This is a genomic window from Staphylococcus sp. HMSC036D05, assembly GCF_001836225.1.
GTDB lineage: Bacteria > Bacillota > Bacilli > Staphylococcales > Staphylococcaceae > Staphylococcus > Staphylococcus caprae.
Genome location: NZ_KV827773.1, coordinates 385,879 through 398,334 on the forward strand (window position 1 = coordinate 385,879; position 12,456 = coordinate 398,334).

Sequence of the window (12,456 nt, forward strand, 5' to 3'; positions counted from 1 at the left end):
TTGATGTCGCAAACCATACATCATTAGGTTCTCTTGCTTTTTAATTTAGAATTAAACTGAGAATGCTAATCCAAAAAGTGATTGCAAAATAAATGGTTAGTAATAAGCGATATTGATACATAACACCTAAGAAATCTTTGATTAATGCTCTACTGAAAAAGTGGTACGGTGTATGACTGCCAATACCATCAAATTTTAAACCTAACTTTTCAGCGAGTCGTAACGATCTTAAAATGTGAAATTGACTTGTTACACAAAGAAGTTGCGACTGACGTTTGAAATGCGTTTCAATAATTGGTTTAGAATATAAGAAGTTTGTATACGTATTCGTGGATTGATTCTCCATTAAGATTATATCTTCAGGTATACCTTTTGCTATTAAATAACGTTTCATTGCTAAAGCTTCAGTAATCGGTTCATCAAGACCTTGCCCGCCACTTACTAAGAAATAAACAGGCTTTGCTTGTGAATGATAAACATTTATTGCGCGGTTTAACCGTTCAGCTAACATAGGTGTAACTTGCTCTGTGAAGATACCAGCGCCAAGCACCATAATCAAATCTACATTTTTATGAAATGAATGACTCCCAAAGGCAGATGACCAAGATACATAACATATAAATGCAAAAAAAGTGCTAAAAGCAATTGCACTCAGCCATAACGCCAGTCCATTGATAACTGGGATTGAAACTGTACTGATATAGAAACAAGCTATTAAAAATAAAGCAAGTTGATAGGCGTTAATACACATATTTTTTAGAAAATGACGACCACGACTAAAGTTAAATAAATGACGATGTTTCATTATAATGAGTATAGAAGCAATAATCATTATAATGGATAAATCATAGGGCAGTGTTAAAGTGATTAAATGATACGTCACGATGATGAAACCTAAAATAACTGTTGAAATAAAGCTCAATAAATTAAGTGTTAAAGGTTGGTCAAAGTACAAAGATACAATGAGAATAAATGCGATGATGGTTAAAATGATTGAAATCATGATTGATGTTCCTCTTTTTATATTGTACTTATAAATGTAGACTAACCAATCATAATTAGCAATCTTAAAGATAAAGTATTGCTCAGAGAATTTGAGGTTTCAATTATCCAGTATTCTTGCTATTATTTAAAAGTATGAAAAATAATTTTTTTATAGAAATAGATAAAATAATATAGGAGATTCTACATGGTTAGAAGAATAGAAGATCATATTGTATTTTTAGAGAAATTTATTAATGATGTAAATAGATTGACGGCTAAGTTACTTAAAGATTTACAAAATGAGTATGGCATTTCATTAGAACAATCGAATGTGCTTAGTATGTTGAAAAATGAGTCTTTAACAGTGAGTCAAATTACTGAAAAACAAGGTGTAAATAAAGCGGCAGTAAGTAGAAGAGTTAAAAAATTATTAGATGCTGACCTAGTTAAATTAGAAAAATCTGATGCTAATATCGACCAACGTTTAAAAATTGTTAATCTTTCTGAAAAAGGTAAAGAATATATCGCTAAAAGAAAAGCAATCACGAGCAGTATTGCTAACGATATGACGAGCGACTTTTCAACTGAAGAAATTGAAAAGGTACGACAAGTACTTGAGATTATTGATCATCGAATCAAATCTTTCAACTCTAAATTTTAATTTATTCGAAGATTTAGACTATACATAGAATCACTCGTAGGAATATAATGATGTATGTGTAGATAATCGTTAAGAGATAAGACTAAATAAGTATTTATTTGATGATGAACTGTTTATATAATTTAAATAAGTATGTAACTTTCTTTTAATTAAAATACAATGAAAACTACATATAATGAGAATTGTAATTTTAATCTAACCTCTGTAAAATAAAACGGGTAGATAAAATAATTATATAATATGAATGTGAATTGAATGTAGTGTTAGAAATAGAGGTGATAGAATGAAACAATGCCCAAACTGTGGTCAGACAGTCAGTGATGATAATAATCAGTGTCCTAAATGTGGGCAATCACTACCAAAAAATAATAAAGCTAAACAAACATCATCTCATTCATTCAATGATAACGCTACGAACCTTAAATTACGTAGAATTGTTCCACTAGGAATTATCTTTTTTATTTTGATACTTATTGTCATTTTATTCTTCCTTTTAAAGAATTTTAATTCTCCAGAAGCGCAAACTAAGATTCTAGTTAATGCGGTTGATAATAATGATACGCAAAAGGTTGCAACAGTGTTGAGTACAAAAGATAATAAAGTGGATCCGGATGAAGCGAAAGAATATATTAAATATATTAAAAGTGAAGTCGGCATGAAAAGCTTTAAGAGTGATATCAAAGAGACCGTCAGTAAATTAAATAAAAATAATTCTAGTGTCGCTTCTTATATTCAAACAAGAAGCGGTCAAGATGTTCTAAGAATAAGTAAAAATGGAACGAGATATCTATTCTTCGATAATATGAGTTTTACGGCTCCAACAAAACAACCGATAATTAAACCAAAAGAAAAAACTAAGTATGAATTTAAAGCTGGCGGTAAAAGTAAAACAGTCATCGCAGACGCGCACAAAAACACCCCACTTGGTAATTTCATTCCAGGTAATTATGAATTGCCAGCTAAGAAAACCACACAGAATGGAACGTTTAACGGTAATTTGAACTTCGATTTTAGAGATAGTAGTTCTGAGACAGTTGAAGCATCCGAAGACTTTGATCAAGCGTATTTAAATATTAAATTAAAAGGCGCGAGCAAATTAAGTGATAGCTCTGAAAAAGTTAAAATTAATGATCGAGAAATGTCATATTCAAACTCAAAAGAATATGGACCATATCCTAAAACGAAAGATATTACTATTTCAGCGACTGGTAAAGCTAAAGGACGTACATTTAAGTCTGAAACTAAAACAATCAGTGCTGATGATTTAAAAGATAATACCAAAGTGACATTAGAATTTGAAAGTGATAAAATTAGCAGCTATGTTGAGAAGAAAGAAAAAGAGGAAAATAGTCTTAAAAATAAATTAACTCAGTTCTTTACCGGCTATTCTACAGCAATTAATACAGCTTTCGACATCAATGATTTTGATTTTATTTCAAGTTATTACAAGAAAAACTCTTCTATTTATAAACAAATGAAAAATAATTTTCTGACACAAACAAAAGTATCAATGATTTCTCCTCAAGTACTGAGTGCAAGTAGAAGTGGAGATAAGATTAAAACCACTATCCAACAAATTGATTTAACAGGAAATTACGTTAATAAAGATTATGAATTAGAAATAGATTCTGATAACAGTAACATGCAACTTACAAAAGCAGACGACGATGAGTGAGCGCTTTCGTTTGCGGTCTAAATAAAGGCTGGGACATAATTAATTGTCTCAGCTTTCTTTAACATATTGGCAGTAGATGTCTGAATTAAAAGTGCGCTTATATCAAGCTTCTTTCAATCCTAGCCATCCTTGCCGGCGGGGCCCCAACACAGAGAATTTCTTTTTAAGAAATTCTGCAAACAATGAAAGTTGGGTGAGGGACAACGAAAATAATTTTGCTAAATTATATTTCTGTCCCACTCCCTATTGCTACCATTTAGTAATATTAGTAATTATCGGAACACGTTTATGAAATAGTAAATGTTGGTTCGCTTTAAAAAATAAAAAGGGGAGTTAATATTGGAAAATTCTCGCTCAACGTATCATAAATCTATACTATTTATTGTCATTTTAGGGGCACTCACTGCAATAGGACCCTTATCGATTGATATGTTTTTACCAGGTTTGCCTAATATTAAAAATGATTTTGATACAACAGCATCGAATGCACAATTAACGATTTCACTCTTTATGGTCGGTTTAGCATTCGGTAACTTATTTGCAGGTCCAATTTCAGACGCTTCAGGACGTAAGAAGCCACTCCTCATAGCAATGATAATATTTACGTTAGCGAGTTTAGGTATTATTTTCGTTACGAATATTTGGATTATGATTGCACTAAGACTGATTCAAGGATTAACTGGTGGCGCAGGAGCAGTGATATCAAGAGCCATTGCAAGTGATATGTATTCAGGCAATGATTTAACTAAATTTTTATCCTTACTAATGCTTGTAAATGGTGTTGCGCCTGTGATTGCGCCAGCACTCGGTGGGATAATCTTAAGTTTTGCCAGTTGGCGTATGGTTTTTATCATTTTGACTGTATTTGGGTTACTCATGTTCGTAGGTACTTTATTTAAAGTTCCAGAATCTCTTGAAAATGAACACCGCGCCAATAGCAATATTGGAACAATGTTTAAAAATTTCAAAGATTTATTTGCCACGCCACGATTTGTTCTACCTATGTTGATACAGGGCGTGTCATTTATATTATTATTTACTTATATTTCAGCATCTCCATTTATCGTACAGAAGATTTATGGTTTATCTCCATTCCAATTTAGTATCATGTTCGCGTTTATTGGCATAACATTGATTATCTCAAGTCAACTGACAGGTAAGTTAGTAGATTATATGGATAGTCAACAACTACTTAGAATCATGACGGCCATTCAAATTATAGGTGTGATACTTGTTTCACTTATATTGATCAATCATTTGAATTTCTGGTTATTAGCCATCGGTTTCATTATACTCGTGGCACCTGTCACGGGTGTTGCCACACTAGGCTTTTCAATTGCGATGGATGAAAGTAAGAGTGGTAAAGGGAGTTCATCTAGTTTATTAGGATTATTTCAAACGCTTCTTGGTGGTTTAATGTCTCCTTTAGTTGGTATTAAAGGTGAAAATGATACTACCCCTTATATAACAATTATCGTCATTACAGCGATTATTTTAATCATTTTACAGTTATTAAATATGAAAGTATTTAAAAAAGCTAAACCTAATCAATGATGTTGATTTCCTTCTTCAAAGTGCTTGTTAGAAAGTCGTACTTTGAAGAGGGGAATTTCATTTTAGGTTTAGCTTTTATTATTTTATCGTTGTAGTTTAATTGTATTTGCGAGTAAGACGCTAGCGACATCTTCAGGTGATTCTTTGCAACCATGACGTAACCAATCAAAAAGTATGCCAGCTTGACCACCAACAGAATAAATTACAAACATACGCTTATTCTGAATGGTTGTTTCATATCTATCCATTACTTTTTCATAGCATCGCTTTGTTTCATTAATATAATCAAGGGCAATTTCCTTATTAGGATGAATAATGAGCGTTGCTTTATAAAATGCTTCTTTACGCTTAATATATCGCGCAACGAGTAAGAAAAATTTATATAATTTCTTTTGATCTTGCTTGATATTATAAAAATCTTTATAGAATGAATTCAATATAGCCTTATATTTATTTAAATGATAGTTTTGAATTTTCTCTAATAAATGATATTTATCTTGAAAATGATCATAAAATGTCGAACGATTTACACCACTATAAGCACATATCATTTTGATTGTGATTTCCTCAAAAGGGTATTCTTCAATCAATTCAATAAGGCTTTTTATTATTTTATATTTCGCACGTTGTTTCATTGTTTCACCTGATCAATCTGAATAATATTTTTATATAAAATGCTAACCAACACAATTGTGAAAAATGTTGGTGTTTTTTTTAGTGATACATCTCTATAATAGATAAAGTGAATTTTAAAAGCAAATAGGAGGATATATTCATGAAGAAAATGGTATTAGTGAATGTCATTACTATCATTGTTCTTGTAGTAATAGGTGTTCTAGGTTTCTGGTTCTGGAATAATGCAACAAGCTATGTAACTACAGACAATGCAAAAGTAGACGGAGATCAAATCAAAATCTCTAGCCCAGCTTCAGGAGAAATTAAATCTCTAGATGTGAAACAAGGAGATAAACTTGATAAAGGTGATAAAGTAGCTGAAGTTTCAGCTCAAGGCGAAGGTGGTCAATCTAAAGATATGAGCATCAAAATGCCTCAAAACGGTACAATCGTTAAAACTGACGGCATGGAAGGTTCAATGGCTCAAGCTGGTAACCCAATCGCTTACGCATATAATTTAGATGATTTATACATTACTGCAAACGTTGATGAAAAAGACATTTCTGATGTAGAAAAAGGAAACGATGTAGACATCGATATCGATGGTCAAAAAGCTTCTATTAAAGGTAAAGTAGAACAAGTTGGAAAAGCAACTGCAGCTAGTTTCTCATTAATGCCTTCATCTAACAGTGACGGTAACTACACTAAAGTGTCACAAGTCGTACCAGTTAAAATTTCTCTAGATTCTGAACCATCTAAAAATGTTGTTCCAGGTATGAACGCTGAAGTTAAAATCCATAAAAATTAAGGGGGTCATTTCATGACAACGACCTTCATTATTGTTTATATTGTTATAGCGCTCATACTTATTGGTCTAATTAACGTACTTTTTTCAAAATCAAGAAAAAAAGCTAAAGATCAAAAAGTGGAACAACGTTCGACTAAGGATTCTGAGAATCAAAGTTATCAATCTAAATTTAAAGCAAGTGATCTAGATAAACAATCTGAGTCTAACAATGCTTCAAGTCAAATCAGAAATCATTCTGATAATATCGAAGATGATAAAAGAAAACATCACTTCGAAACTACTAATGAGGGAGATCAAACATCTTCTAAAGCTACTAATGCAAATAGCAAATATGATGCATATCCTGGTTCTCTACGTCGCTCAGATCAACACGAAGATCAAGCGAATGATGAGAAACAAGATCATCAAAAAGATAATACTGAACAACCTAATGAAGAATCAGATGAAGTTTTAAATCCAATTGACCCTAACTCAGAAGAGGGTAGAGTCAATGAAAAGATTAAAAAACAAGAATCTAACTTCATTTTCGGTAAAGGTATTTCAAGAGGTAAAATTTTAGCAGCAATGTTATTTGGTATGTTCATTGCGATTTTGAACCAAACATTATTAAACGTTGCTTTGCCTAAAATTAATACGGAATTTAATATTTCTGCTTCAACTGGACAATGGTTGATGACAGGATTCATGTTAGTGAATGGTATTTTGATTCCAATCAGTGCATTCTTATTTAATAAATATTCTTATAGAAAATTATTTATTGTAGGTTTAGCATTATTTACAATTGGTTCACTTATCTGTGCGATTTCATTTAACTTCCCAATTATGATGGGTGGTCGTGTACTACAAGCGATTGGCGCAGGTATCTTAATGCCATTAGGTTCTAACGTTATTGTAACGATTTTCCCACCTGAAAAACGTGGTGTCGCAATGGGGACAATGGGTATCGCAATGATTCTAGCTCCAGCTATTGGACCTACTTTATCAGGTTATATCGTTCAAAATTATCATTGGAACATTATGTTCTATGGTATGTTCTTTATCGGATTAGTCGCAATTGTAATTGGTATGTTCTGGTTTAAACTTTACCAACGTACGACAAATCCAAAAGCTGATATTCCTGGTATTATATATAGTACAATCGGTTTCGGTGCTTTATTATACGGTTTCTCTGAAGCTGGTAATAAAGGTTGGGGTTCAACTGAAATCGTGACAATGTTTATTATTGGTACAATCTTCATTATCTTATTCGTTATTAGAGAGTTAAGAATGAAAGCACCAATGTTAAACCTTGAAGTATTAAAATATCCAACATATACACTTACAACAGTTATCAATATGATTGTTATGATGAGTTTATATGGTGGTATGATTTTACTTCCATTATATTTACAAAATTTAAGAGGTTTCTCAGCACTCGATTCAGGTTTACTTATGCTTCCTGGTGCTTTAGTTATGGGTGCTTTAGGACCTGTTGCAGGTAAGTTATTAGATACAATTGGTATTAAACCATTAGCCATCTTTGGGATTGGTATTATGACTTATGCAACTTGGGAACTAAGTAAATTAAACATGGACACACCTTATCTTCATATTATGGGTATCTATGTATTACGTTCATTTGGTATGGCATTTATCATGATGCCTATTATGACAGCAGGTATGAATGCATTACCTGGCCGTTTAATTTCTCATGGTAATGCTTTTGTTAATACGATGAGACAATTAGCTGGATCAATAGGTACAGCGATATTGGTGACTGTAATGACGACTCAACAAACTAATCATGTTGCAGCATTTGGCGATGAATTAGATAAAACAAATCCTGTCATTCAAGATCATATGCGTGAATTAGCACAACAATATGGTGGCGAATCAGGCGCATTAAAAGTGTTATTAGAACATATTAATAAACTTGCATCTGTAGAAGGTGTTAATGATGCATTTATCATTGCAACTGTGATTAGTGCCATTGCCTTAATCTTAAGCTTATTCTTACAAAGTAAGAAAAAAGCACAAGCATCTGCTGAAAAAGCAAATGCCGAAGATAAAGCAGCTCACCAAGAGTAAATATTAATTAAGAGATAAAAAATTGTGTTGTGGGGGCACGATTTTTGAAGAATCGGTAACGTTCCGTCGTTATCGATTCTTTTTTGGGAGCGGGACAGAAATATAATTTAGCAAAATTATTTTCGTTGTCCCGCCCCGGCAAGGATGGCTAGGATTGAGAGAAGCTTGATTCAAGTGCACTCTCAATTCAGACATCTACTGCCAATATGTTAAATGAGACTGATATATTTAATATTTTCTAGACTATTATGCATGCGCAAAAAGCGCAGGCGAACCATAATAAAAAGGCCTATCGATGACTCAACTAAGAGTGATTGATAGGCCTTCAATTTATCGTATACGAGCTAGACGGTTACGGAAGAATAAACTAATAAATAATAACGCAATACTACAAGCAAGTAGAATTAATCCATTATGAATTGCATCAGCTTCCGTAATCACTTGATCTGGTGAAACACTTAAATAATATTTCTTAAGAGACTCTGAAATATTTTGAGCAATTGTATGAATGATATAACTGAAATACATAGTAATAAAAAGCATTACCGCTAAAATAATGATATTAAAAATTTTTAATAATGTTCGATTAAGAATGATAGTAATCACAGTTATAAACATACTAATGAGACATAAAACAAAGAAAATATTAAAAACTAAAATAAGGTTATCTATTGAATGTTGTAGATCATTCATATCACCTAAATTAATATCTAAATTTCCAATTTTAGTAACAGTATCTTGGAAATTTCGTATTTCATGAAAATTAATCTTTTGATTAGCGAAGACTATATTAAAAATAGGTTGCTTTAACATACTATATCCTGTAATAGCAGTTAAAACTAATACAATAATATGAATAACGATACTTACCCAAGAACGTTTTTTCTTTCCATATTTTTTACCACGATGCATTTCTTGATTACGAAATTGTGAATTGAAATCACTTGAATTTTGATTTGCTTCAGTCACTATGATGCCTCCTTCAATCACATTTTTTCTATTTTTATCTTTTTAATATAATGTCTGTTATAATTGGCTTTATTCAAGTATCACTATCAGTAATAGACATCATTATTTAAAGATGCAATTGATATATGTATTATTATATCTTTTTTAAGAAAACGAATATACAGATTTAAGCAAATTGTTTTCTAAATTTAAAATTTGAAAAGGGGCAGGTTGGTCACGCTATGAAAAACTATTTAATGAATAGAGTCGTTAATAAATATATACTTCATAACAGATCTATTTTCTTTAACAATGATGAAGAAGTAGAACAATTTTTAGAGAAAAGAAGAACTGAAAATAGTAAAAAGCATAAACAACCGTCTACATTAAATGTAAAATCTAATCTTGATAAATTATCTCTAGGAGATATGCAAGTGTTTAGATTTAATTTTAGACATGAAGCCAAACATAAAATCTTATACCTCCACGGTGGATATAACACATTACAACCGTCACCGTTTCATTGGAGATTATTAGATAAATTGGCTCTCAATACATTAAATGAAGTCGTATTACCAATCTATCCAAAAGCGCCGGAATATCATCTTGAAGATACCTATCAAGCTATCAAAAAAGTATACGATGAATTAGTTTCTGAAGTAGGTAATGAGCATATTGTGATTATGGGAGATGGTTCTGGTGGAGGTTTAGCATTGCGTTTCGTTCAATCCTTGGTTGAAGAACAGCAACCTGTACCGAGTAAACTATTCTTAATATCACCTTTATTAGATGCCACATTATCAAATAAAGATATTACTGAAGAATTAGAAGACAAAGATATCTTAGTGAGTCGATTTGGGGTTAATGAGTTGATGAAAGCATGGTCTAATGGCTTGCCACTAACTGATAAGCGTGTTTCTCCATTGTATGGAGAACTAAAAGGTCTACCTCCTGTATATATGTATGGTGGTGGTAAGGAAATTGGAAATCCGGACATGAAGTTGTTTGCACATTTATTAGAAGACAATGGGCAGTACATTGATTTTAAAGAATATCCTAAAATGGTTCATGATTTCCCGATTTATCCTATTAGACAATCGCATAAAGTCATTAAACAAATTACAAAAGCAATACAACAATAAAACAGGACTTTGGAGGTGGTTCAAACTTCCAAAGTCCTTATTCATTATCCTATTCAATGATTGAATTGATATGAGTTACAATAAAGTTTTGGCCTTTTAAGTAATAAAATGAAGCGATGAATTCATCAAATTGATGTGGTATATCAGTAAAATTACTAAAAGTAAATTTCTTTTCTAGATTTTGATCTCTCACGTGCTTTTCATAATTATTATATTGAATGAGAAATTCTTCATCGATATGATTTTCCTCAATTAACGTTGAAATCTCATCAATCGCAAACTTTTGCCCTTGTAAGTAGCTCATATGAATTGCACGCTTGACGAGTTGAGACGCCGGTCCATTGATAACCAATTCTTTTTGATTATTTAATTCACTCAATTCAAATTTAACATCATCTTTTAAATCTATAAGTTCACTTTTAATGCGTTGACGTGTAGGCATATTTATTCTCCTTTTTTAGGGATACCAATTCGATGTCCCAGTTGTTTTGGCCATTCTATTTTTTCTTGCTCTGATTCATATGCTTTAATGAAATTCATATATTTCTCAGGAAATGCCGCAGAACGACGTTGCTTTGTATCAATCCCCATCATCATGACTTCATTTGTAGCTGCAACAGTACCATCTTCATGTAGCATTCTTAAAATGAAATGCGTACGTTTATAATCATAATCATAAAGGTATAATTCAACTATGAATGTTTGACCTAATGACAATTCTGCTAAATACGTTGTATGTTCCTCAATAGTAAAAACGGTATATTGGCTTGCTTCTCTTTCTTCAAGAGATAAGCCATGACTATAGTTAAATTCATTAACCACTTCACTAAATATCATATTGTAATACGCATCATGCATATGATTGTTATTATCAATTAAATCTTCGGTTACATTTCGAGTAACCTTGAATGTGTGAGACATCTCTTTTTCCTCCCCTTATACCTAACACTATCTTACTAGATAAAATTAACACATACACGTAATTAAATTCATGATAAAATGTAACAGAGATAACAAGAGGGGGAAGTAAAATGACCTTAACCGTAAGATATCAATCATTAACACAACCTCTTACGGAAGTAGCAAATGTTCGGGATGTTCCTAAAGATGCGACAATTGTTTGGTATGATTTTGAAAATGCTACAGAACGGGAGAATGATTTTCTCAGAAATAACTTTAATTTCAACTATTTAGAAATTGATGATGCCATTACTGGTATACCTCGCGTGAAGTATAAGGAATATAAAGCATATCAGTATATGATATTCCATAGTATTATAGACTCAGATTACTCTCCAATTGCGCTTAACGTTTTTTTACAGGATAAAATTCTTGTAACGTATCATCATAAGCCCTTTAGATCATTGAAGAGAGTAGCTAAATATAATGCTGAAAATCATAATGCTGATTTGGACTGCGCAGATATAGTAATACATATACTAGATAGTATGGTGGATAAATACTTTGATTTCGTATATGGCATCGAGGATAAAGTTTATAATTTCGAAGCACGACATGTTGATGATCGGTATAGTAAAAGTGTGATGGAAAATGTCTTTCAATTACGTTCTGATTTGATTAAAATTAAGCGTGTCATGTTTCCGATGCAAGAAGTGGTTGATACGATTAAAAGTGAAGGCAATATCATTAAAGATGCTAAGCACTCAATGTATATTCAACATATCGACGATCATTTGATCAAACAACGAAGTGTCATTAGAACAGCGCAAGAGATGACAAATGAAATACGTGAAAACTATGAGTCATTTACTTCATTTAGAATGAATAGTATTATGCAAATTTTAACACTAGTATCAGTTATTTTCTCTCCGTTAACTTTTATAGCTGGTGTATACGGTATGAACTTTGATTACATGCCTGAATTAAAATGGCATTATGCCTATTTTGTTTGTCTAGGCGTCATGCTCGTGATAACAATTATTTTAATAATCTTTTTCAAAAGGAAAAAATGGTTCTAAAAGAGGAACAATCATATTATGAA

The 12,456-nt window shown here is 31.8% G+C and carries 12 protein-coding genes; 7 read left to right on the forward strand and 5 right to left on the reverse strand.

What is annotated here, in order from left to right:
- Positions 1-40: 40 nt before the first annotated feature.
- The gene (locus tag HMPREF2580_RS02335; protein ID WP_070830270.1) at positions 41-1,003 is read right to left on the reverse strand and encodes a YdcF family protein; all 963 of its coding nucleotides are present in this window, start codon (positions 1,001-1,003) and stop codon (positions 41-43) included.
- A 186-nt stretch (positions 1,004-1,189) separates the two neighbouring features.
- Here HMPREF2580_RS02335 and HMPREF2580_RS02340 point away from each other — a divergent pair, with 186 nt between their 5' ends.
- The 3 genes from HMPREF2580_RS02340 (at position 1,190) to HMPREF2580_RS02350 (ending at position 4,874) form a co-directional block, all read left to right on the forward strand.
- Complete coding sequence (locus tag HMPREF2580_RS02340) at positions 1,190-1,645, forward strand: MarR family transcriptional regulator TcaR (RefSeq protein WP_070830271.1); 456 nt, start codon at positions 1,190-1,192, stop codon at positions 1,643-1,645.
- 283 nt (positions 1,646-1,928) lie between these two features.
- Positions 1,929-3,320, forward strand: coding sequence for a membrane-associated protein TcaA (locus tag HMPREF2580_RS02345; protein ID WP_002443961.1), 1,392 nt, complete (start codon positions 1,929-1,931; stop codon positions 3,318-3,320).
- Between the two features lie 339 nt (positions 3,321-3,659).
- Entirely contained in the window at positions 3,660-4,874 is a 1,215-nt protein-coding gene (locus HMPREF2580_RS02350) for a putative multidrug effflux MFS transporter TcaB (RefSeq protein ID WP_070830272.1), read from the forward strand.
- A gap of 83 nt (positions 4,875-4,957) precedes the next feature.
- Here HMPREF2580_RS02350 and HMPREF2580_RS02355 read toward each other — a convergent pair whose 3' ends face one another.
- Entirely contained in the window at positions 4,958-5,509 is a 552-nt protein-coding gene (locus HMPREF2580_RS02355) for a TetR/AcrR family transcriptional regulator (RefSeq protein ID WP_070830273.1), read from the reverse strand.
- A gap of 140 nt (positions 5,510-5,649) precedes the next feature.
- On the opposite strand from HMPREF2580_RS02355, the gene HMPREF2580_RS02360 reads away from it, so the two are divergent.
- Positions 5,650-6,297: an HlyD family secretion protein gene (locus tag HMPREF2580_RS02360; protein WP_002443955.1), complete on the forward strand. Its 648-nt coding sequence runs from the start codon at positions 5,650-5,652 to the stop codon at positions 6,295-6,297.
- A 12-nt stretch (positions 6,298-6,309) separates the two neighbouring features.
- Positions 6,310-8,364, forward strand: a complete 2,055-nt coding sequence (locus tag HMPREF2580_RS02365) for a DHA2 family efflux MFS transporter permease subunit (protein ID WP_002443953.1) — start codon at positions 6,310-6,312, stop codon at positions 8,362-8,364.
- A 330-nt stretch (positions 8,365-8,694) separates the two neighbouring features.
- Here the strand turns inward: HMPREF2580_RS02365 and HMPREF2580_RS02370 are convergent, their stop codons facing one another.
- A complete protein-coding gene (locus HMPREF2580_RS02370; protein ID WP_241159061.1) occupies positions 8,695-9,276 on the reverse strand; it encodes a hypothetical protein in 582 nt (193 codons plus the stop codon).
- A gap of 278 nt (positions 9,277-9,554) precedes the next feature.
- Here HMPREF2580_RS02370 and HMPREF2580_RS02375 point away from each other — a divergent pair, with 278 nt between their 5' ends.
- Positions 9,555-10,454 carry an alpha/beta hydrolase fold domain-containing protein gene (locus HMPREF2580_RS02375; protein WP_070830275.1) on the forward strand — a complete coding sequence of 300 codons (900 nt, stop codon included), beginning with the start codon at positions 9,555-9,557 and terminating at the stop codon, positions 10,452-10,454.
- Between the two features lie 49 nt (positions 10,455-10,503).
- On the opposite strand, the gene HMPREF2580_RS02380 is transcribed toward HMPREF2580_RS02375, so the two are convergent.
- A complete protein-coding gene (locus HMPREF2580_RS02380; protein WP_070830276.1) occupies positions 10,504-10,896 on the reverse strand; it encodes a hypothetical protein in 393 nt (130 codons plus the stop codon).
- A 2-nt stretch (positions 10,897-10,898) separates the two neighbouring features.
- Complete coding sequence (locus HMPREF2580_RS02385) at positions 10,899-11,375, reverse strand: thioesterase family protein (RefSeq protein ID WP_070830277.1); 477 nt, start codon at positions 11,373-11,375, stop codon at positions 10,899-10,901.
- A gap of 110 nt (positions 11,376-11,485) precedes the next feature.
- Between HMPREF2580_RS02385 and corA the strand changes: the two genes are divergently transcribed.
- The gene (corA, locus tag HMPREF2580_RS02390) at positions 11,486-12,433 is read left to right on the forward strand and encodes a magnesium/cobalt transporter CorA (protein WP_070830278.1); all 948 of its coding nucleotides are present in this window, start codon (positions 11,486-11,488) and stop codon (positions 12,431-12,433) included.
- The last annotated feature ends 23 nt before the right edge of the window (positions 12,434-12,456 follow it).